Here is a 20,347-nt window from a genome sequence, read left to right as displayed (position 1 = left end):
CCCCCACCGGCCCGCACCCGACGTACAACCCCTACGCGGCGTCCTCCAGAACCTGCTCCCGAATCCGCCGACAACACCGACTGATCAACCGGGACACATGCATCTGCGAAATCCCGAACTCCTCCGCGATCCGACTCTGCGTCATGTCCCCGAAGAACCGCAGATACAGAATCTCCCGCTCCCGCGCGGGCAGCGCGGCCAACCGCGGCTTCACCGCCTCCCGGTCCACCACGACGTCCAACGCCGGATCAGCAGCCCCGAGTACGTCCCCCAACGCCCACCCGTCCGAGCCGCCGGAGGCCTCCGCGTCCAACGACAACGCGCTGAAACTCTCCAGCGCCTCCAGCCCGGCCCGCACCTCCTCCTCGGAGAGGCACGCGTGCGCGGCGAGCTCCGCCACGGTCGGCCGCCGCCCCGGCACCGTCTGGGCCAGCTCCTGCCCGGCGACCCGCACCCGGTTCCGCAGATCCTGCACCCGGCGCGGCACGTGCAGTGTCCACATGTGGTCGCGGAAGTGCCGTTTGATCTCGCCGGTGATGGTCGGTACGGCGTAGCTCTCGAAGGCGTTGCCGCGCCCGGGGTCGTACCGGTCCACGGCCTTGACCAGGCCGAGGGCGGCGACCTGGCGTAAGTCCTCGGTGCTCTCGCCCCGGTTGCGGAACCGTCCGGCGAGCCGGTCGGCCATGGGCAGCCAGGCCTCCACGATGCGTTCGCGGACCGTGTCGTGCTGCGGGCCGGGCGGCAGCGTGACCAGGGTGCGGAACGCCTCCGCGGTGTCGGGGGTGTCAGGGTGGGAACGTCGCCTGCTGTCGATGCGAGTGGGCATGGTGCGTCACAACTCCCTTGAGCATGCTCCGGGTTGGACGGTCACCGGTGGGAACGCGAGTGCGCTCCAGCGCTGATGGTTCGCCTGCCCCCGACCTCGGGGGACAAACACGCGTCAGTCCCGCTCGCGTGCCCCCTGCCGGGTACGGCCGGGGGCCACGAGGCGGCGCGGATGGCGGCGCAGGTACTCGCCCTCCAGCCGGGCCATGCGGTCGTTGTGGGCGCGCAGCGCGTCGTTCGAGCCGTACAGCAGGGTGTCGTGGCGCGTGCGGTGGATGGTCTCCAGCTCCTTCATGAGCTGGGAGTCGTCCAGGCGCGCAGGGTCGACTCCGGTCATGGTGTGCCCCGCTCGTCGAGTCTCACGGTCCTGGGACCACTCTACGAACATTCGGGCCCCGCGGCCTCCGCACTGCACGGACCTACCGCGCGCGCTCCACCCGCCGCTCGTCCCACACCGGCTCGGTGCTCTCGCGGACCCTGCCGTCGCTGCCGAAGACCAGATAGCGGTCGAAGGAGCGCGCGAACCAGCGGTCGTGCGTGACGGAGAGGACCGTGCCGTCGAAGGCCTCGAGGCCCTCCTGGAGGGCTTCCGCGGACTCCAGGTCGAGGTTGTCGGTGGGCTCGTCGAGGAGCAGGGCGGTGACTCCCTGGAGTTCCAGGAGCAGGATCTGGAAGCGGGCCTGCTGGCCGCCGGATAGCCGGTCGAAGCTCTGCTCGGCCTGGCCTGTCAGCTCGTAGCGGCGCAGCCGGGACATGGCGGGGCCCTGGGCCTGCGCGTGCTCCTTCCACAGGATGTCGAGGAGGGTGCGGCCCTGGAGTTCGGGGTGCGCGTGGGTCTGCGCGAAGTGGCCCGCCACGACGCGCGCGCCGAGCTTCCACTCCCCCGTGTGCTTCACGTCGTCGCCGGCGAGGAGGCGCAGGAAGTGCGACTTGCCCGAGCCGTTGGAGCCGAGGACGGCGACGCGTTCGCCGTAGAAGACCTCCAGGTCGAAGGGTTTCATCAGGCCCGTCAGTTCAAGTCCCTTGCAGGTGACGGCCCTTACGCCGGTGCGGCCGCCCTTGATGCGCATGGTGATGTCCTGCTCGCGGGGCGGCTCGGGCGGCGGGCCCGCCTCCTCGAACTTGCGCAGGCGGGTCTGGGCGGCCTGGTAGCGGGAGGCCAACTCGTGGGAGATGGACGCGGCCTGACGGAGGTTCAGGACGAGCTTCTTCAGCTGGGCGTGCTTCTCGTCCCAGCGGCGGCGCAACTCCTCGAAGCGGGCGAAGCGTTCGCGCCGGGCCTCGTGGTAGGTGGCGAAGCCGCCGCCGTGCACCCAGGCGTCGGCGCCGGTCGGCGAGGGTTCCACGGAGACGATCTTCTCGGCGGCGCGGGCGAGGAGTTCACGGTCGTGGGAGACGAACAGGACCGTCTTGCGGGTCTCCTTGAGCCGCTCCTCCAGCCACCGCTTGCCGGGCACGTCGAGGTAGTTGTCGGGCTCGTCGAGCAGCAGCACCTCGTCGCTCCCGCGCAGCAGCGCCTCCAGCACGAGCCGCTTCTGCTCACCGCCGGAGAGCGTGCTCACCTGCCGGAACTGCGCCTTGTCGTACGGCACTCCGAGCGCGGCCATGGTGCACATGTCCCACAGGGTCTCGAACTCGTAGCCGTGCACCTCGGCCCAGTCGGACAGGGCCTGCGCGTAGGCGAGTTGGGCCGCCTCGTCGTCGACGGTCATGATGGCGTGCTCGGCCTTGTCGACCTCGGCGGCGACCGCGCGGATGCGGGGCGGGGCCACCGACACCAGCAGATCCCGTACGGTGCTCTCGTCCCGTACGGAGCCCACGAACTGGCGCATCACGCCCAGGCCGCCACTCACGGTGACCGTGCCGCCGTGCGGTTTCAGCTCGCCGGAGATCAGACGCAGCAGGGTCGTCTTGCCGGCGCCGTTGGGCCCGACCAGGGCGACCACGGCGCCTTCGCCGACCCGGAAGGACACATCGCCGAGGAGCGGCCTCCCGTCGGGGAGGTAGTACTCGAGGTGTGCGGCTTCCAGATGTCCCATGACCACGCATTCTGTGGGGCGGCCTCGCGGCCGGGCAAACCCTTATTGTGCCCGCCGGGGCCTCGCTACGGCTTCTGGTCCTCGTCGAGCGGCTGTCCGGTCGGGCCCGCCTCCGTGTCCGGTCCGGGCGTCTCCACCGCCGCGCCCGCCCAGGACAGCACCTTCCAGCCGTCGGCCGGTGAGCCGTCAAGGACGACGATGCCGGTGTTGTCGAGGGGGCGGGCGGCGGCGAAGGACACGTCGACGTTGTCGGCGCGGGCGGCGGTCCACATCCGGATCGCGGCGCCGTGGCTGACCATGGCGACGGTGCCGGCGCCGCTGTCGGCGGCCTCGGCGATCACGCCGTCGTAGCGGGCGAGGGCCTCCACGCCGTTCTCGCCACCCGGCATCCGCAGCTCCGTGTCACCGGCCGCCCACGCGAACACGATCCGCATGTACTCGTGGCCGGGTTCCCGGTCGCCGGGCAGCATCTCCAGGTCACCGGCGGTCAGCTCGCGGATGCCGTCCCGGACGCGGACGTCGAGGCCGCGGGCGGCGGCCAGCGGGGCCGCGGTGTGCTGGGTGCGGATGAGGGTGGAGGCGTAGAGGGCCTCGATGTCCTCGTCGGCCAGGGCCTCGGGGAGGGCGGCGGCCTGGCGGCGGCCGAGGTCGGTCAGCTCCGCGCCGGGGATCGCCGTATCGAGGAGGAAGTCCACGTTGGCCGTGGTCTGGCCGTGGCGGATGAGGAGCAGGCGCATGCGGGGGTTCCTCCGATGAAACGGTCCGCCGACGGTTGGAACGGTCCACCGACGGCGGCATCGGCTCGCCGACGGTCCGCCGGGCGGCAAACGGCCATTTCAGGGTACCCGGCACCCCATGAGCCCCGACGTCGACCTCACGGTCCCCCTTCCCGGCCGCCACGCCCTGCGCGCGTGGCTGCTCTCCCTGGACTCCCGTCTCTTCGAGGCGGCGGCCGAGCGGAACTGGCCCGCCGGTGAGCCGGTGCTGCCCCGCCTGAGCCGCAGTGCCAATCACGGTGTGCTGTGGTTCGCGACGGCCGCCGCCGTGGCCGCGAGCCGTACTCCGCGCGCCCGCCGGGCCGCCGCCCGGGGCCTGGCCTCGCTGAGCGTCGCCTCCTTCGCCATCAACACGTTCGGGAAGCGGACCGTGCGCCGCCCCCGGCCCGTCCTGGACCCGGTCCCGCCGGTACGGCAGCTGAAGCGGCAGCCGATCACCACGTCGTTCCCGTCCGGTCACGCGGCGTCGGCGGCGGCCTTCGCGACCGGGGTGGCCCTGGAGTCGCCGGCCTGGGGTGCGGTGGTGGCGCCGATCGCGTTCTCGGTCGCCGTGTCCCGTGTCTACACCGGTGTCCACTTCCCGAGCGATGTGCTGGCCGGGGCCGCGCTGGGGGCGTGCGCGGCGTTCGCGGTGCGCGGGATGGTGCCGACCCGCGGGCAGATCGTGCCGCCGGCCAGGCCGCGCGCCGAGGTGCCCGCGCTCGCGGACGGCACGGGCCTGGTGATGGTGGCCAATTCGGCGTCGGGCACCTCGGACAGGGCGGACGCGCTGACCGACGCACTGCCCGGCGCGGAGCTCGTCGCCTGTCAACCGGCCGACATACCGGCCGAGTTGGAGAAGGCGGCGGCCCGCGCCGAGGTCCTCGGGGTGTGCGGCGGCGACGGCACGGTGAACGCGGCGGCCGAGGTCGCCCTGCGCCACGGCCTGCCCCTCGCGGTCCTCCCCGGCGGCACCCTCAACCACTTCGCCTACGACCTCGGCGTGGAGGGCCCCCGGGACCTGGCCCGGGCGATCAGGCAGGGCGACGCCGTCCGCGTGGACGTCGGCCGCTTCACCTCCGGCGCCACCCGGGGCATCTTCCTCAACACCCTGAGTCTGGGCGTCTATCCAGAGCTGGTGCGCGAACGGGAGCACTGGGCACCCCGCATCGGCAGCTGGCCCGCGGGCGTGGTCGCGGCGCTGCGGGTGCTGCGCGCGGACCGGCATCCGCTGGAGGCCGAACTCGGCGGCCGTACGCGCCCGTTGTGGCTGCTGTTCGCCGGCAACGGCACCTACCACCGGATGGGCATCGCCTCGGGCCGCCGGGTCGACCTCGCGGACGGACGCCTCGACATCCGTGTCGCGCACGGCGGCCGCAGGCCCGCGCTGCGCCTCCTCGCGGCAGCCCTCGCCGGCCCGTTCTCCCGCTCCCCCGCCCACGCGGCGGTCCAGGTCCACCGTCTGCGCCTGACCGGTCTCGCACCCGGCACGCTCCTCGCGTACGACGGTGAAGTCACGGACGTGGAGGGCGAGTTGACGTTGGAGGAGCTGCCGGAGGGGCTGACGGTGTACCGGCCGCTCACCGACTCCCTGATCACCCGTCAGTCCACATCATAAAACGCAGGTCTCATCATGCGACATGCGCGCGTACCGTTCTGCCTACGCCGAAGAAGACGCGAAGGGGTAGGTAGAGCCATGCCGAAACCGCAGGAGACCGCCGTCTACACGCACGGGCACCACGAGTCCGCGCTGCGTTCGCACCGTCAGCGGACCGCCGCCAACTCCGCCGCCTACCTGCTCGGTTCGCTCAAGCCGCACATGAAGATCCTGGACATCGGCTGCGGTCCGGGAACCATCACCGCCGACCTGGCGGCACTGGTCCCCGACGGCCATGTCACCGGTGTCGACCGCTCCGCGGGCGTCCTGGACCAGGCCCGGGAGGTCGCCGCCGAACGCGGCCTGACCAACGTCGACTTCGCGGTCGCCGACGTCCACGCGCTGGACTACCCGGACGACACGTTCTGCGTGGTCCACGCCCATCAGGTGCTCCAGCACGTGGGCGATCCGGTGCAGGCGCTGCGGGAGATGGTGCGGGTGACCAAGCCGGGCGGGTTCATCGCCGCCCGCGACGGCGACTACGCGGTGATGACGTGGTACCCGGAAGTGCCGGGGCTGGACGACTGGCTGGAGCTGTACCGGCGGGTGGCCCGCGCCAACGGGGGCGAGCCGGACGCGGGACGGCGGCTGAAGTCGTGGGCGCTGCGGGCGGGGCTGACGGATGCCACGTCCACGTCGAGCACCTGGACGTTCCAGACTCCGGACGAGCGGGCCTGGTGGAGCGGCCTGTGGGCGGACCGCACCGTCCAGTCGTCGTACGCGCGGATCGCGACCGAGGGCGGCCACGCGACCACAGGGCAACTGCATGCCATCGCGGACGCCTGGCGGGAGTGGGGGAAGCAGGACGACGCCTGGTTCGCCGTGCTGCACGGCGAGATCCTCTGCCGCAAGCCCGTCTGACAGGGCGGCCGGGCCGGGATCGTCCGAAAGGATCACCTCGGCCCGGCCGTCCCAACTAGGCTCTTCCGCATGGACATTCTGGGAGCCACGCTGCGTATCTGCGTCGACGACCTGGAGACCGCCGTCCCCTTCTACGAACGCCTCACGGGCGCCTCGGCGCTCCGTTTCGAGCGCGGCGGGGTGTCGGTGGCCGCGGTCGGGTTCTTCCTGCTGATGAGCGGGCCCGAGGCGGAGCTGGAGGTGTTGCGCAAGGTCTCGGCGACCATCGCCGTCAAGGACGTCGACGAGGCGCACACGCTCCTCACCGAACTCGGTGCCCGGGTCGTCGCGGGCCCGCTGGCGACACCGGTGGGCCGCAATCTGATCGCGGTGCATCCGGACGGGACGGTCTACGAGTACGTGGACCGGCGCGGCTGACGGCCGGCCGCCGGTCCACGTCTCACCTCGTCCCACCGCGCCTCAGCGCGTTTCCGGCCGCATCCGGAAGTCGTAGCGCGCGGGCAGTGGTTCGTCGGTGAGGCGGGCCCAGAGCCGGCCGATCGACTCGGCGCCCTCGCGCAGGTCGGCGACCTCGAAGCCGTCGGCGAAGACCGCCCACGCGTCGTCGCGCCGCCCCTCCGCGAGCAGCAACTCGGCCTGGAGCAGCAGGAATCGGCCGCGTTCCCGGGTCGCGGGGTGCAGCATCTCCCACACCGCGCGGGCGTCCGCCACCCGCCGCACCCGCAGCAGCGCCTCGACGGCCTCGCGGCCGAGCGCGGCCGTGGCGGCGGTCCAGCTCTCGCCGGCGTCGCGCCGCTCGTGGCACAGGTCGGCGAAGGCTTCGGTGTAGCGGTCGGCGGCCCGTTCGTGGTTGCCCGACTCCTGGTCCGCGACGGCGAGACACCGCAGCAACGGCCAGAGGGAGGGGGCGAGTTCGAGGGCCCGCTCCCAGCTGCGCACCGCCTGCGCCCGGTCGCCGGCGTGCCATTGGGAGACGCCGAGGTGGTACTCGGTGAGCGGGGTGGCGGGCGCCGTCTCCAGCATGTCCCGCCAGTGCGGGGCGACGAGGGTCTCACCGGGCGGCCGCACCCGGCGCGGCTCGGGCAGCGCACCGCTGCGCAGCAGCGCCGCCCAGGGTGCCTGGGCCTCGCCGAGCGTGGACTCGTCGAAGGGGGTGCCGGGCAACTTCCAGTCGGTGCGCAGGACTTCGAGGGCGCCCCAGCCGGAGCCGGTGGCGAGGATCTCGCCGGGTTCGGTGTCGGCATAGGGCTTCCAGGCGGTGTAGGCGGCGTCCAGGTCGGCACGGGGCAGGGCGGTTTCGAGCCGCGCCTCGGCACGGTCCACCGCCGCGGGCCACTCCCCTTCGGCCTCGGCGTCGAGCGGGCCGTAGGCCTCCAGCCAGGACACCTCGCTCTCCGGGTCGAGCCGTATGTGCTCCAACTGGGTGCGGGCCAGGCCCGCTTGGATCTCGCAGTAGCCGCCGGTCCCCGGTTCGGTGAGCCAGTCCTGCCAGCGGCGCCCACCGCTGCCGGTGCCCCACACGAAGAGTTTGCGGCCCCGGAGTGCGTCGGTGGACGTCTGCACCAGCCCGTGCCCGTCCGCGTCGAGCGCGGCGATCCAGCGGCGCCGCGCGTCCGGGATCTCGTAGAAGTAGTCGGCGGCGTAAGGGCTGTTGAGGGGATGGGACCGGTCCACTCCGTCGTACGACGGCACGGGCACCCGGCGCAGCCGTCGCTCGTATCCGAAGTGCCAGGCCTCCGACGCCGGTGCGAGGACCCGGCGTTCCTCCGGCACGGCGATGTTGGACCACCAGTAGGTGGGCGCCGGTTTCTCGTGCGGGTTGCGGATGCGGACGCCGACGTGGAGGAAGTCGGAGCCGTCCGGGAGCCAGAGATCGACCTGGAAGGGGAGGTCGCGCAGGCGTTCCCACTCCCACAGGCGGAGCATCTCGCCGCCGTCGGGGGCGGGGACGCGGGCGGCGTGCACGGGTGAGCAGGACAGGGTGGTGTGGCCGGTTGCGCCGATGTTCCACTCGATGCCGCCGGAGAACCAGGCGCCGTTGAGGGCGAAGTTGGCGGGCTGCAACACCGGGTTGCGGTACAGGAGTTCACGGTCGGTGGGTTTGTGGACGAGGGAGGCGATACGGCCGCCGAGGGCGGGGAGCACCGTGGCGCGCAGCCGGTCGTTCTCGATCACGAGGGCATCGATCGCCCGGGGTGCGCGGTCTCTGTCGTAGCCGTCGCGGACGCGGGTGGGCAGGAGGCTGCGGAGGGGCTCGTAGCCGATCTGGCGGGCCATGTCCCGGGGCAGGTCCTCGCGGTCGCGGTCGTCCATGCGGTGTGCCTCGTCGAGCGGACGCAGTGGGGGCAGCGGGTTGTCCGGACCCAACTCCGCGGTGGGCAGGGTCAGTACCTCACGTCGGATCGTCGTCACGATCACCATGGAACCCGGCAACGGGTGCGGTGGCCAGGGGCGCCGCCGGTCAGGATTCCGCAAAGGCGGGGGCGCCGGGAAATTCCGCGTGCGGTTCGTCCCCGTCGACGTAGAGTCGGGCGATCGACGGCGCGGACCGAGGAGTGGAACGGCGGATGGGCGAGCAGCACACGTACCGGGTGATCGTCCGGGGCACCTGGGACGGGCTGACGGACGAGGCGCGGCAGCGGCTGCTGGGCGAGGCGTCGGAGCACGGGATGCTGAGCATGCGGTTCACCGAGGAGGGTTCGCTCAGTTACGAACCGTCGCCGCTCAAGCACTTCTCGTGGCGGTATGTGGTGGTGTCGGACGCGGCGGACGGCGAGGAGATGGCGGCGGCGCTCGCGGAGGACCGCGCCGAGACCGCGCTGAAGGGCCTCGGCTACGGCTTCCGCGACCTGAAGTCGACGGTCACGGACCTGGACACCATGAAGGTCAACCGGAAGTCCGCATCTCGGCGGTGATCGCCCAGCGCTCGTGGTCGCGCCAGGCGCCGTCGATGTAGATCATGTTCGGTGAGAGGCCCTCGAGCCGGAATCCGCAGCTGCGGGCGAGACCGATCGACCCGGCGTTGCCGGGCTGCGCGTTGATTTCGAGCCGGTGCAGCCGCATCGGCCCGAAGGCGTGGTCCACCACGAGGTTCATCCCCTCGCGCATCAGCCCGCGCCCGGCCGCGTGCGCGAAGGCGCCGTATCCCAGCGCACCGCACTGGAAGCCGCCCTGCACGATGTTGTTGATGTTGATGAACCCGGCGATGCCCCCGCCGTCGAGCTCGCACACGAGGAACCCGGCCTTGGTCGGATCCTGGATCAGCCGTCCCGCATAGGCGGTGTACGCGTCCCCGGTCGCCGGCGGGAACAGCCACGGCTGGTGCAGATCCTTGCTCTCCCGGGCACGCGCGGTGAACTCGGCACCGTCCTCGTAGGTGAAGTGACGTATCCCCACGCGGGGGCCCTGGGCTAGATAACGGGATGTGGAATGCGGCATCCCGTCACCCTAGTCAGGGTCGGCGGCGCCGTCGCATGAAATAGGCACCGCAGAGGGCGCCGATGATCGCCGTGGCCAGCAGTGCCATCCACAGCGGCATGGTGACCTCGGGGATCAGCAGGCGGATCCTGGTGTCGCGGGTGTTCTCGAAGATGAAGACGAGGGCCAGGACGGCGAGCAGCAGAACAGTGGTCCGGGCGGGCGTCAGCAGGCGTTCCCGCTGGCCGGTCCGCCCACCGCTCTCGGTGGTCTTCGGGCTCATGTCTCCAGGGTGAGCCCGAATCGGCCATCACGCACGGTGAGACTCAGCCCGCGACGACCGGGAGCTCCAGCACCCCGGTGTCCTGCGGCGAGCTGACCACCGTGACCGGTTTGACCCCCCGGTTCCCGGTGTACGCGTCGTCGCTCGCCGCGATCACGAACCGCAGCCGGTGCCCCTTCGCGAACCGGTGCACGATCCCCGGCAGGGTGACCGTGAAGCTCTTCGTGACGTCCGGGATCCGGACCGGGGCGACCAGCCGGTGGACCAGGGTCCCGGTGCCGTCGGGGGCGAGATCGTAGAGCTTGGCGAAGAGGACGAGCCTGTCGGCGGCGTCGCCGGAGTTCTGCACGCGCCGCGCGGCCGGCGAGACGACCTTGAGGGTCGCCCTCGGGGCGCCCACGACGTCCGTCGTGCGGTTCAGCGGTGGACCGGTCCAACCGAGATAGGTACCACGGGTGTCGTACGGTGCCGGGTCCGCCAGGCCGGTCATGCCGCTCAGCGAGTTCTCCGAATGGCTCGTGGGCACAGGCCTGTTGGTGTACTCGCGGCTGCCGCGCGCCACCTTCGCCCGCTCGTCCACCAGCTTGCCGTCGCCGGAGAGATACAACTTCTCGTCCGTCGCGGGGAGTTGGTCGGCGGTGGCATAGGTGCGGGCCGGGTCCGTGATCCAGTCGCGGTAGTAGGCGAAGGCCGGTCCGGTGTCCACGTTCGTCCGCCCGCGCAGATAGCGGTCGAACCAGGCCGCGATCCGCCGCCCGACATAGCTCGACTCCAAGTCACCCTGGCTCAGGTCGAGTTCACCGGCGGCCGCCCCGCCGCTGTGCCCCCACGACTGCCAGATCATCCTCACCGTGGTCCCCTGCGCCTTCAGCGTCCTGTACGTCGCCGTCGCCTCGTTGAGGTTGAACAGGCTGTCGGCCTGCCCCTGGACGAGGAGCGTCGGCGCCTCGACCCGGTTGAGATACGACACCGGCGAGACGCTGTGCGCGTACCCGAGCACGTCCGCCGTCGGCTTCGCCGGATAGCTTCCGGAGTTCAGTGTGCGGATCAGGGCGCAGGCCTCGCTGACGAAGTGCACGCAGGAGAGGGAGTTGATCCGGGTCGGGTCGAGTCCCGGTACGGTCAGGGGCTGGGTCTCGCCCATGAGATAGAAGCCGTTGGTCCACTGCCACTTGAAGACTCCGGGCACGCTCCCTCCGTTGTCGGGGTCGAGGGAGTACGCCAGGTCGTGCCAGGTGACCATGGGGACGAGCGCGTCCACCCGGTGGTCCACGGCGGCCGTCGCCAACTGGATCGCGCCGCCGTACGATCCGCCGATCATCCCGACCCGGGGGTCCCCCTTCGCGTCGAGTGTCACGAAGTCCGCCCTGGTCCCGTCGTCCGCGGCGCGCGTGCCCGCGAGGAAGTCGACCAGTCCCGATGCGGCCTTTCCGTCGATGTCCGGGTCGTCGAGCGAGATGAGACAGCCCGACTTCCCGAAGCCCAGCCCCGAGTAGACGAGTCCGACGTAGCCGCGCCGCGCGAAGGTCCTGCCGATGGCGTCCGTGGACCCGTCGGACTTGCTGCCGCCGAAGCCGTTGGTCGCCAGTACGGCCGGGGCGGGGTGGGCGCGGTCCACGCCCGCGGGTCGGTACAGGTCGGCGTCGACCGCGCAGTCCCGGCCGCCCGCGCGGACGGTGAACTTCAGTTCGGTGACGGTGTATTGGTCCGTCGCAGAGGCACGGCCGGCGAGGGCGAACGGGGCTGCGAGGGTGAGCGCGAGAGCCAGTGCGGCACGGATTCCGGGAACACGACGGGACAAAGGGGACCTCCACGGTGAGGACAACCCGACGGAGAACAAAGGGAGTTGACCGGCAGCAGTAGGACAGTCGGGCGGGTGGCTACCGCAGCGCGGGCTCGTCCAGCGTCAACGTGCCTGCGTCCGCGTCCAGTTCGGCCGCCACCCCGAGCGGTATCGTGAGCGCCCCTTCGCAGTGCCCGAACCCGAACTCCTCGACGACGGGCACACCGAGCCCGCCCAGCCGGTCGACGAACACCGGGCGCAGTTTCTCGTAGGGTCCGCAGTCGGACCAGGAGCCGAGCGCGATGCCCGTGACACCGTCCAGCCAGCCGCCGCGCAGGAGTTGGGTGAGCATCCGGTCGACGCGGTACGCCTGTTCGCCGACGTCCTCGATGAACAGCAGTCCGCCGCGGGCGCCGGCCGGTGCGTGCGGGGTGCCGAGGTCGGCGGCGAGCAGGGCCAGACAGCCGCCGAGGGTGATGCCCCGGGCCCGCCCGGGCACCAGCACACCGCCGCCGCCTGGGTCGGCCCGGACGGTCCGCACGGACTCCGGGTCGAACAGGGTCGCCCTCAAGTGCTCCTGCGTGCGGGTGTTCTTGACGAAGTCGGCGCCGGCCGCGGCGGGCCCGTACAGGGTGACCAGGCCCAGCCGGGTGGCGAAGGCCTGGTGCAGGACGGTGGGGTCGCTGAAGCCGACGAACACCTTCGGTCCGGCCGCGCGCATCGCGTCCCAGTCGAGGAGGTCGACGATGCGTTGGACGCCGTAGCCGCCGCGGGCGCACAGGACGGCGGCCACGGACGGATCGCACCAGGCGTTCTGCAGATCGGCGGCGCGGTCCGCGTCCGTACCGGCCAGATAGCCCAACTCGCCGTGCCGGTCGCGGACATGGGGTGCCACGACCGGGTCGAGGTCCCAGCCGCGCAGGATGTCCAGGCCCGCCTCCAGCCGTTCCTCGGACACCGGCCCGCTGGGCGCGACGACGGCCACGCGGGCGCCGGGGGCAAGTCGGAACGGCCTGACGAGTGCGGTCACTTGCTGAGCTCCAGGGTGGGGATGCCGGGCGGGTCGATGCCGAAGACCTGTGCGTACAGGGAGAGTTCGGACTCCAGGGCGCGGATCATGGTGTCGGCGCGGCGGAATCCGTGCCCCTCGCCCTCGAACGCGAGGTAGGCGTGCGGCACTTGGCGTCCGCGCATCCGTTCCAGGAGGCGTTCGCACTGGACGGGCGGGCAGATCACGTCGGCCAGGCCCTGCATGAGCAGGAAGGGCGCGGTGATGCGTTCGGCGTGCTCGACAGGTGAGCGTTCGGTGTACCGGGCGGGGACTTCGGCGAGGGGTCCGACGAGGGTCTCCAGGTAGCGGGACTCGAAGTCGTGGGTCTCTCCCGAGGCCCAGTTGGCGAGGTCGAGGACGGGATAGATGATGGTGCCGCAGGCGTAGACGTCGGTGGTCACCAGGGACGCTGCGCTGGTCCAGCCGCCCGCGCTGCCGCCCCGGACGGCGAGCCGGGCGCGGTCGGCGGTGCCCTCGTCGGCGAGGGCGAGGGCGACGGCGGCGCAGTCCTCGACGTCGACGACGCCCCACTGTTCGCGCAGCCGGTTGCGGTACTCGCGGCCGTGGCCGGTGGAGCCGCCGTAGTTGACCTCGGCGACGCCGATGCCCCGGGAGGTGAAGTAGGCGATCTCCAGGTCGAGGACGAGCGCCGACCTGCTGGTGGGTCCGCCGTGCGCCCAGATGACGTACGGCGGCAGTTCGTTGCCCGGCGCGGTCCAACTCGGGTTGTGCGGCGGGTAGATGTGGGCGTGGATCTCGCGTCCGGCGGGGCCGGTGAAGGTGCGGATCTGGGGTTCGGGGTAGTGGGCGGGGTCCACGGGGTCGTCGTGGGCGGCGCCGATGACCCGTGCTCTGCCGGTGCGGGTGTCGAGTTCGACGACTTCGTGGGCGCTGCGCGGGCTGGCGCCGACGCCGACGATCCGGTCGCCGTGCACCGCGAGCGTGGACGTGAACTCGGTCCAGGGTCCTGCCGCGTCGACGACCTCGCCAGTTTCCGGGTCCAGCACGCCGAGCAGGGCGGCGCCCCGGCCGTGCACGACGGCGATCAGGCCGCTCTCCAGCGGTGCGAACCAGCGATAGCCGAGCTTCCACAGCGGCCCGCCGAACTCCTCCTCGCGCGGGCACACCGGCTCGTGGTCGCGGTAGAGGTTCCACCAGCCGGTGCGGTCGCTCGCGTACAGCAGCGAGCCGTCGAACCCCCAGTCGACCTGCGCGACCGACTCCTCGGTCCCGCCGGCCACGACCCGCGGCTCGCCGAACGTGCCGTCGTCCGCCACCTCGGCGAGCAACAGCTCCGTGCCGTCCCACGGCATCCGGGGATGGTCCCAGGCGAGCCAGGCCGCCTTCCGCCCGTCGGGCGAGACACGCGGCCCGGACACGAACCGGTGCCGGTCGTCGGTGAGTTCGCGTACCGCACGCCGGTCCTCGGCGGCGGACCGGTCCAACGGTACGGCGGCCAGGACGCGCCGCACATCGCCGGGCCCCTCGCCGGTGAACTCCTCGAGAACGCACCACACTTCACCCAGGTCCGGGCGTACCCGCGGTTCCGCCCAGCGGAGTCCGCCGCCCACGGGAGAGACCGGCGTCAGAGGCTCCGGTTCGCTCCCCGGCTTGTAGCGGTAGAGGCGTTGGTCGGTGAAGTTGACGAACACCACGAGGGGTTGGCCGTTGTGGACCGTTCCAGCCCAGGGTCGTCCGCCGTACTCGATGACCCTGCTGCGGACGTTCCAGGGCGCGGGCAGCACCGACTCCTGGGAGCCGTCCGCGCGCAGGCGTACCAGGGTGCGGCGGCCGCCCTCGGTGGGCCGTGGTTCGGTCCACCAGGTCTCGTCGCCGACGAATCCGACGAACTCGGGATGTCCGTCGTGGGCGGCGGCGAGCGCCGCGTCGATGGGCGAGGGCCACGAGCCGTATGCCGACGTCCGCATGTTTTCCCCCACTTGCTAGGCCGACCTCAGGAAACGGTCCAGAACGCGGACGCCGAAGTGGAGTGCCTCGACGGGGACCCGTTCGTCGACTCCGTGGAACAGCGCCTGGTAGTCGAAGCCCTCGGGGAGCTTCAGCGGTGCGAAGCCGTAGCCGGTGATGCCGAGGCGTGAGAACTGCTTGGCGTCGGTGCCGCCGGACATGCAGTACGGCACCACGTGTCCCTCGGGCGCGAACTCCTCGACGGCGGCCCGCATCCGGGCGTAGGTCAGGGAGTCGACGGGGGCCTGGAGGGCGACCTCGCGGTGGTGGAACTCCCAGTCGACGTCGGGTCCGGTGAGGCGGTCCAGGGTGGTGCGGAACTCGTCCTCGCCGCCCGGCAGATACCGGCCGTCGACATAGGCCACGGCCTCGCCCGGGATCACGTTGACCTTGTAACCGGCGTTCAGCATGGTCGGGTTGGCGCTGTTGCGGACGACGGGCTCGACGAGTCTCGCCGCCGGGCCGAGCTTGGCGAGGAGCAGGTCGATGTCGTCGAGGTCGGGTTCGAGGCCGTACAGGGCGGCGAGTTCGGTGAGGGCCGCGCGGACGGTCGGGGTGAGCCGTAGCGGCCAGTCGTACTCGCCGATGCGGGTGATCGCGGCGGCGAGACGGGTGACCGCGTTCTCGTGGTTGACCTTGGAGCCGTGGCCGGCCCGGCCGTGGGCGGTCAACTTGAGCCAGGCGGTGCCGCGTTCGCCGGCGGCGATGGGGTAGATCTCCTTGCCGACGCCGTCGTGGAAGGTGAACGCCCCTGATTCGCTGATGCCTTCGGTGCAGCCCTCGAAGAGCCCGGGGTGCCGGTCGGCGAGAAAACCGGAGCCGTCCTCGGCGCTGGCCTCCTCGTCGGCGGTGAACGCGATGACGAGATCGCGACGCGGCCGTACGCCCGCTCTGGCCCAGGCGCGGACGACGGCGAGGATCATCGCGTCCATGTTCTTCATGTCGACGGCACCGCGCCCCCAGACGACGCCGTCGCGGATCTCGCCGGAGAAGGGGTGCACGGTCCAGTCCTCGGCCTGTGCCGGTACGACGTCCAGGTGACCGTGGACGAGGAGCGCGTCCGCGAGGGGTCGGTGCCCTCGATGCGGGCGACGACGTTGGTGCGGCCCCTGGAACGTTCCAGGAGGGTGGGTTCGAGGCCCGCGCCGGCCAGCCGTTCGGCGGCGTACTCGGCGGCGGGGCGCTCCCGGCAGTCGCCGCCGCCCCGGTTGGTCGTGTCGATGCGGATGAGGTCCGAGGTGAAGGTGACGACCTCGTCCAGGGCCCGCGCGTCGATGTCAGCCATACTGCTCCTCCACCGCGGCCGAGACGATCGTGGTGACCGCCTTGAAGGTTCGGATCCCCTCGTACATGGTGTCGCCGGTGTAGGCCACCTTCCGCTCCCCGACCCTGTCGACACCGGGCACGACGGTGGCGGCCATCGCGAGATGCTCGGCGTCAAACTCGAGGGCGACCGTGAACGGCCCTCCCCGCACCGGTTCCTGACGGACCGCCAGCTTCGCCGCCTCCTTCGCCGCCGCGCGGATGTCGGCGGCCGTCCTCGCCGGTGTCCGGCACACGGCCGCGTACCGCGACACATGGTCCTTGACGGCGACCTTCAGTGCCCCGGGCGCGTACCCGAGGGCGTCCTCGCAGGCCACGTCGTCACCCGTGACCAGGATCACCGGTACCCCGTACTCGGCGACGACATGCGCGTTGAGCAGTCCCTCGCTCGCGCGGACGTCGTTCAGCCACACCCCGGTGATCGAGTTCGCGAGGTAGGTGTGGGCGAGGACGCCCTCCATGCCGGCGCCCGCGTGGTAGCCGACGAACGCGATGCCGTCGACGTCGCCGTGCTGCACGCCCTCCACCATGGACAGCGACTTGTGCCGTCCGGTGAGCATCTGCGTCCGCTCGTCGAGCCGCTCGAGGAGCAGGTTGCGCATCGTCCAGTGCGCCTCGTTGACGAGCACCTCGTCGGCGCCGCCGTCGTAGAAGCCGAGGACGGCGGCGTTCACGTCCGAGGTGAACAGCGAACGGCACCGCTCCCACTGCGGTGTCCCCGGCAACACGTCGGCGGGCCAGGTGACGCCGGTGGCACCCTCCATGTCGGCGCTGATGAGGATCTTCATGCTGCGTCACGTTACGCGCCGGCGATGCGGCCCACCAGGAAGCGCCGCACCCCCTGGTGTCCCCGCGCCAGGGTTATCACCGACCTCGCCTCTGGGGCGCGGCACCCCGGGCCGTTCCTAGAGTCCGCGTGCAGGTGACGGTCGAAGCCGCTCCATCCGCGAGCCGCTCGCCGTCTTCGGGGAACGCAAGGGAGATGACCATGGGACCAAACGATGTCGAGCTGGTGCGGGTGTTCACCCGACGGCCCAAGAGCCCCATCGCCGACGTGACGTTCGAAACCTCCGGGGAGATCGAGATCGTTCTGGAGGGGGAGTGCGGATCGACGCTCCTGGGGCTCGGCAGCAAGTACCAGGTGGAGATCCTCGTCCGTGACATCACCGCGAACGACAACATTCCCTTCAAGGTGGCGGGACCCACGAAAGGCTCCTTCGCGGATCCCACCTGGCCGCAGGAGGACCAGGCATTCGTGTACCACGTGGAGTCGGCCGCGCTGGCGGGACGCGGTGGGCACCTCTGCCAGGTGTACGCCTACCTCCTCGTCGGTGTGCGGAACTTCGACGCCGACTTCAAGACCAGCGAACTGTTCCTGATCGAGCCGTAGGCACGAGGGCATCGCTGTGGGCCGGCCCGGAGAGCAACCCCGGGCCGGCGGACTCTCAGGGTGCGGGTGCCAGGGCCGCGACGAGGCCCACGCGTGAAGTAAGACCGAGCTTCGCGTAGATGTGGCCGAGGTGGTACTCGATGGTCTTGATGCTGAGGGCCAGCTCGCGGGCGATCTGGCGGTTGCTCAGGCCCTGGGCGGCGAGGCTGCCGACGGTGAGTTCCTGGGGTGTGAGTGCCGAGTGCGCGGCGCTGCGCCTGCGGGCGGAGGTTCGCCCGCAGGCGGCGAGTTCCACCCGGCACTGCTCCAGGAACGGCACGGCGTCCAGGCGGGTGAACGCCGCCCAGGCCACGTCGAGTTCGACGGCGGCGGCGCCGCGTTTGGAGACGCGGCGCAGGAACGCGCCGTAGGCGAGGTGCAGCAGGGCCCGCTCCCAGCAGTCGGTGTCCCGTTCGCTGTGGCGCAGTCCGGTCCGGAAGGCCCGGTCGGCGGCGTCGGTGTCCCCGCGTGCCCCTTCGACGATGCCGCGGCAGCGGGCGGCGGCCGCCATGTCGGGCCAGCGTCCGCGGGTCTCGGCCAGCGTCTCGTACGGGACGAGAACCTCCTCGGCCTCGCGCGGGCGGCCGGTGCGGACCAGTCCTTCGACCAGCAGGTGGTGCCAGGGGAAGACCCCGGGTTCGTCGAGGGCGTCGCGGTAGGCCAGTTCCCGGCCGAGCAGCGGACGCAGCGCCTCGACCACGCCCTCGTGGTCGCTCTCGGCGGCCCGCAGCAGGGCCAGCGCGCTCATCGCGTACGCCAGGTCGTTGGCGTCGGCGAGTTGCCTCGCGTACTCGACGGCACACCGTACGTGCTCGCGTGCGGCGGCGAACTCGCCGCGGCCCGCGAGCGGATAGGCGGCGACCGCGTGGGTCAGGGCCAGCGACGTGTGGTCGGTGTCCTCGGCCAGGGACAAGGCCTGGGTGCTGTGGGCGATGGCCTCGTCCCAGCGTCCGGCGCGGTACTCGGCGTCGGCGAGATAGCCCAGGGAGGGCGCGACCACCGACGGCAGACCGCCCCTTCGGTGTGCGGCGGCGGACTCGCTCAGATTGCGGCAGGCGGCGTCGTACTCCCCGTTCCACATGTGCAGCGCGCCGCGGGCGAACAGCCCGTCCAGTTCCTTGGCACCCCAGTAGGGGCCGTGTTCGGGGAGGTCCGCGACGGCTTTGAGCCCTTCGTCGAACTGCCCGGTCAGGGCCAGCCCGAGCGTGAGTTCGTCCCGCAGGAGCGAGGCCCGGTCGCCGGGTCCGGTGTCGAGTCCCCGGCGGGCCCAGCCGACCGCGCCGTGTCCGTCGCTCTGGATGAGACACAGCCAGGCCATCTGTTCGGCGATGCACCGCACGGTCTCCGGCTCGGTGTCGGCGCTCCGGCTGCGCCAGGCGGCGGTGAGCTCGCGGCGGGCCTCGTCCTGGCGGCCGGACTCCAGGGCGAGGCGCCCGAGTACGTACTGCTGCTGGGCGGTCTGCTGCAACCCGCGTACGGTTTCGGTGAGTTCGACGGCCTGCCCGACGTCTCCCGCGAGCAGCAGGTACTCCACCGCCCGGACGGTCCGCTCCTCGGCGCGGGTGCGGTCGGCGGTCAGCCGGGCGCTCGACATCAGGTGGGCGGCCGCTGCCGACCAGGCGCCTTCACCGGCCTGCCGGGCGGCGTACGCGGCCAGTTCGTCCGCGAGGTCCGCGTCGGGCTGTACGGCGGCACGGGCGCGGTGGCGCAGCGCCTCGGCCGGTTCGTCCGCGAGGCGTGCCGCCGCCTCGTGCAGCTCCGAGCGTCGCCTGGGGCCCAACCCCTGGTAGACGGCGGCCTGTTGCAGGGGGTGGGCGAAGATCACCCGGGGCAGGTCGGCGGCCGGTTCCTCGGTCAGCAGTCCGGCCGCCACCGCCTCCTCCAGGGCGTCCAGCGCGAGGGTCACTCCGCCGACCCGCGCGGCCAGGTGGAGCGGGCTGGACCTGCCCAACACGCTGGCGGCGCCCACCAGTTGCCGGGCGGGTGGGGTGCAGTCGGCGAGCCGGTCGTGGACGAGGCGCACATAGCTGCGCGGGGCGGGCAGCGCCGCGTCGCTCGCGGCGAGAACGTCGGAGGGTACCTGGTCGAGCAGGGCCCGGGTGTGCAGCGGATTGCCGTGGGTGTGCGCCTGCAGGCGGGCGGCCGCCCTCCGCGACAGCGGGGCGGCGCCCAGGGCGCCGCTGAGTTCGGCCAGTTCGTCGACGCTCAGTCCGTCCAGCGTCAGCCTGAGTGTGCTGTCCTCCGCCAGGATCCGGCGCAGTCCCGCGGGCAGTCGCGGGTCGACGGTGTCGCGGGCCGTCAGCAGCGTCAGCACCCGGTCCACCCGCAGCCGCCGCAGGACGAACGTGAGCGCGTGCAGCGAGGGCGTGTCGGCCCAGTTCGTGTCGTCGATCACCAGGACGACCAGGGACCGGTCCTGAGCCCTGCCGAGAGCGTCGATCAGCGCCGAGCCGACCCCGATCGGATCCGGCAGCGAGGACCCGGGCCGCCCGCAGCCGCCCAGTCCCCGGAGCGGAGCGTCCGGTTCGTCGGCCAGGGCCGCCACCAACTGGGTCAGCACGCCGTACGGGAGGTCCGTCTCGCTCTCCGAGCCGCTGGCCCGCAACACCCGGCACGCCGGTCCGAGGTCCTCCACGAACCGGCGCACGAGTGACGTCTTCCCGATCCCGGCCGGTCCGTCGATCACGACGACCTGGGGCTCGCTGTGCCCGACGCGGCGCAACCGGGCGTCCATCCGCGTGAGTTCGTCCGTACGGCCCAGAAACACCGTTTCCGGCATCCGTCCCAGCATGCGGATCCCTCCCCCTGAGCCACCGCATCAACGGAAGAGTGCAGGCCGCGAAGTCGCACTGCCACAACGATTCGGACCTCGTCCCCCACCTCACCATGACGGGACGACCGGGCTTCTTCAAGCGACTTCACGGACAGGACGACTCACGGACGACCGACTCCGCGC

At 71.8% G+C, this 20,347-nt stretch carries 17 protein-coding genes and 1 pseudogene; 5 read left to right on the top strand and 13 right to left on the bottom strand.

Features of this window, described 5'->3' with window-relative positions; translation table 11 throughout:
- Positions 1-31 precede the first annotated feature (31 nt).
- From SSP08S_RS29970 to SSP08S_RS29955, 4 genes are all read right to left on the bottom strand, one after another.
- On the bottom strand, positions 32-826 hold the full coding sequence (locus SSP08S_RS29970; RefSeq protein ID WP_019071344.1) for an RNA polymerase sigma factor SigF: 795 nt from the start codon (positions 824-826) through the stop codon (positions 32-34).
- A gap of 114 nt (positions 827-940) precedes the next feature.
- On the bottom strand, positions 941-1,213 hold the full coding sequence (locus tag SSP08S_RS29965; RefSeq protein WP_234469184.1) for a DUF6158 family protein: 273 nt from the start codon (positions 1,211-1,213) through the stop codon (positions 941-943).
- A gap of 31 nt (positions 1,214-1,244) precedes the next feature.
- Positions 1,245-2,864, bottom strand: a complete 1,620-nt coding sequence (locus SSP08S_RS29960) for an ABC-F family ATP-binding cassette domain-containing protein (RefSeq protein ID WP_019071342.1) — start codon at positions 2,862-2,864, stop codon at positions 1,245-1,247.
- 65 nt (positions 2,865-2,929) lie between these two features.
- Positions 2,930-3,601: a histidine phosphatase family protein gene (locus tag SSP08S_RS29955; protein WP_019071341.1), complete on the bottom strand. Its 672-nt coding sequence runs from the start codon at positions 3,599-3,601 to the stop codon at positions 2,930-2,932.
- Between the two features lie 118 nt (positions 3,602-3,719).
- Here SSP08S_RS29955 and SSP08S_RS29950 point away from each other — a divergent pair, with 118 nt between their 5' ends.
- From SSP08S_RS29950 to SSP08S_RS29940, 3 genes are all read left to right on the top strand, one after another.
- Positions 3,720-5,237, top strand: coding sequence for a bifunctional phosphatase PAP2/diacylglycerol kinase family protein (locus SSP08S_RS29950; RefSeq protein ID WP_019071340.1), 1,518 nt, complete (start codon positions 3,720-3,722; stop codon positions 5,235-5,237).
- Positions 5,238-5,315: 78 nt separating this feature from the next.
- Positions 5,316-6,137: a class I SAM-dependent methyltransferase gene (locus tag SSP08S_RS29945; RefSeq protein ID WP_019071339.1), complete on the top strand. Its 822-nt coding sequence runs from the start codon at positions 5,316-5,318 to the stop codon at positions 6,135-6,137.
- 69 nt (positions 6,138-6,206) lie between these two features.
- Positions 6,207-6,554 carry a VOC family protein gene (locus SSP08S_RS29940; protein WP_019071338.1) on the top strand — a complete coding sequence of 116 codons (348 nt, stop codon included), beginning with the start codon at positions 6,207-6,209 and terminating at the stop codon, positions 6,552-6,554.
- A gap of 42 nt (positions 6,555-6,596) precedes the next feature.
- Here SSP08S_RS29940 and SSP08S_RS29935 read toward each other — a convergent pair whose 3' ends face one another.
- Positions 6,597-8,558 (bottom strand): DUF5107 domain-containing protein, encoded by a 1,962-nt coding sequence (locus SSP08S_RS29935; protein ID WP_026178947.1) that lies wholly within the window; start codon positions 8,556-8,558, stop codon positions 6,597-6,599.
- A 146-nt stretch (positions 8,559-8,704) separates the two neighbouring features.
- On the opposite strand from SSP08S_RS29935, the gene SSP08S_RS29930 reads away from it, so the two are divergent.
- Positions 8,705-9,052 carry a DUF6204 family protein gene (locus tag SSP08S_RS29930; RefSeq protein WP_019071336.1) on the top strand — a complete coding sequence of 116 codons (348 nt, stop codon included), beginning with the start codon at positions 8,705-8,707 and terminating at the stop codon, positions 9,050-9,052.
- Here SSP08S_RS29930 and SSP08S_RS29925 read toward each other — a convergent pair.
- The 7 genes and pseudogenes from SSP08S_RS29925 to SSP08S_RS29895 all read right to left on the bottom strand — a co-directional run bounded on the left by SSP08S_RS29925 (position 9,024) and on the right by SSP08S_RS29895 (position 16,750).
- A complete protein-coding gene (locus SSP08S_RS29925) occupies positions 9,024-9,575 on the bottom strand; it encodes a GNAT family N-acetyltransferase (RefSeq protein ID WP_026178946.1) in 552 nt (183 codons plus the stop codon). The genes SSP08S_RS29930 and SSP08S_RS29925 overlap by 29 nt on opposite strands.
- Before the next feature lie 13 nt (positions 9,576-9,588).
- Positions 9,589-9,837, bottom strand: a complete 249-nt coding sequence (locus SSP08S_RS29920; RefSeq protein ID WP_019071334.1) for a LapA family protein — start codon at positions 9,835-9,837, stop codon at positions 9,589-9,591.
- A 43-nt stretch (positions 9,838-9,880) separates the two neighbouring features.
- Complete coding sequence (locus SSP08S_RS29915) at positions 9,881-11,638, bottom strand: CocE/NonD family hydrolase (protein ID WP_019071333.1); 1,758 nt, start codon at positions 11,636-11,638, stop codon at positions 9,881-9,883.
- 79 nt (positions 11,639-11,717) lie between these two features.
- The gene (locus tag SSP08S_RS29910) at positions 11,718-12,650 is read right to left on the bottom strand and encodes a S66 peptidase family protein (protein ID WP_019071332.1); all 933 of its coding nucleotides are present in this window, start codon (positions 12,648-12,650) and stop codon (positions 11,718-11,720) included.
- Complete coding sequence (locus SSP08S_RS29905; RefSeq protein WP_019071331.1) at positions 12,647-14,599, bottom strand: prolyl oligopeptidase family serine peptidase; 1,953 nt, start codon at positions 14,597-14,599, stop codon at positions 12,647-12,649. The genes SSP08S_RS29910 and SSP08S_RS29905 overlap by 4 nt, the downstream gene beginning before the upstream one ends.
- A 15-nt stretch (positions 14,600-14,614) precedes the next feature.
- A pseudogene (locus SSP08S_RS56170) lies at positions 14,615-15,924 on the bottom strand (M20/M25/M40 family metallo-hydrolase).
- Complete coding sequence (locus SSP08S_RS29895; RefSeq protein ID WP_019071330.1) at positions 15,917-16,750, bottom strand: M55 family metallopeptidase; 834 nt, start codon at positions 16,748-16,750, stop codon at positions 15,917-15,919. Before SSP08S_RS29895 ends, SSP08S_RS56170 begins: the two are co-directional and overlap by 8 nt.
- Before the next feature lie 200 nt (positions 16,751-16,950).
- Between SSP08S_RS29895 and SSP08S_RS29890 the strand changes: the two genes are divergently transcribed.
- Positions 16,951-17,352: a hypothetical protein gene (locus SSP08S_RS29890; RefSeq protein WP_019071329.1), complete on the top strand. Its 402-nt coding sequence runs from the start codon at positions 16,951-16,953 to the stop codon at positions 17,350-17,352.
- Positions 17,353-17,407: 55 nt separating this feature from the next.
- Here SSP08S_RS29890 and SSP08S_RS29885 read toward each other — a convergent pair whose 3' ends face one another.
- On the bottom strand, positions 17,408-20,182 hold the full coding sequence (locus SSP08S_RS29885) for an ATP-binding protein (protein WP_019071328.1): 2,775 nt from the start codon (positions 20,180-20,182) through the stop codon (positions 17,408-17,410).
- Between the last annotated feature and the right edge of the window lie 165 nt (positions 20,183-20,347).

The sequence above is a fragment of the Streptomyces hokutonensis genome (assembly GCF_000376565.1).
Lineage (GTDB): Bacteria > Actinomycetota > Actinomycetes > Streptomycetales > Streptomycetaceae > Streptomyces > Streptomyces hokutonensis.
The sequence above is the reverse complement of the archived record's forward strand: the minus strand, read 5'-3'. Positions and strand labels throughout refer to the sequence as shown.

Bases quoted from the DNA above. Each gene is read 5' to 3' on its own strand.
- SSP08S_RS29970 (WP_019071344.1), bottom strand. From the start codon at position 826: ATGCCCACTCGCATCGACAGCAGGCGACGTTCCCACCCTGACACCCCC.
- SSP08S_RS29965 (WP_234469184.1), bottom strand. From the start codon at position 1,213: ATGTTCGTAGAGTGGTCCCAGGACCGTGAGACTCGACGAGCGGGGCAC.
- SSP08S_RS29960 (WP_019071342.1), bottom strand. From the start codon at position 2,864: ATGGGACATCTGGAAGCCGCACACCTCGAGTACTACCTCCCCGACGGG.
- SSP08S_RS29955 (WP_019071341.1), bottom strand. From the start codon at position 3,601: ATGCGCCTGCTCCTCATCCGCCACGGCCAGACCACGGCCAACGTGGAC.
- SSP08S_RS29950 (WP_019071340.1), top strand. From the start codon at position 3,720: ATGAGCCCCGACGTCGACCTCACGGTCCCCCTTCCCGGCCGCCACGCC.
- SSP08S_RS29945 (WP_019071339.1), top strand. From the start codon at position 5,316: ATGCCGAAACCGCAGGAGACCGCCGTCTACACGCACGGGCACCACGAG.
- SSP08S_RS29940 (WP_019071338.1), top strand. From the start codon at position 6,207: ATGGACATTCTGGGAGCCACGCTGCGTATCTGCGTCGACGACCTGGAG.
- SSP08S_RS29935 (WP_026178947.1), bottom strand. From the start codon at position 8,558: ATGGTGATCGTGACGACGATCCGACGTGAGGTACTGACCCTGCCCACC.
- SSP08S_RS29930 (WP_019071336.1), top strand. From the start codon at position 8,705: ATGGGCGAGCAGCACACGTACCGGGTGATCGTCCGGGGCACCTGGGAC.
- SSP08S_RS29925 (WP_026178946.1), bottom strand. From the start codon at position 9,575: ATGCCGCATTCCACATCCCGTTATCTAGCCCAGGGCCCCCGCGTGGGG.
- SSP08S_RS29920 (WP_019071334.1), bottom strand. From the start codon at position 9,837: ATGAGCCCGAAGACCACCGAGAGCGGTGGGCGGACCGGCCAGCGGGAA.
- SSP08S_RS29905 (WP_019071331.1), bottom strand. From the start codon at position 14,599: ATGCGGACGTCGGCATACGGCTCGTGGCCCTCGCCCATCGACGCGGCG.
- SSP08S_RS29895 (WP_019071330.1), bottom strand. From the start codon at position 16,750: ATGAAGATCCTCATCAGCGCCGACATGGAGGGTGCCACCGGCGTCACC.
- SSP08S_RS29890 (WP_019071329.1), top strand. From the start codon at position 16,951: ATGGGACCAAACGATGTCGAGCTGGTGCGGGTGTTCACCCGACGGCCC.
- SSP08S_RS29885 (WP_019071328.1), bottom strand. From the start codon at position 20,182: ATGCTGGGACGGATGCCGGAAACGGTGTTTCTGGGCCGTACGGACGAA.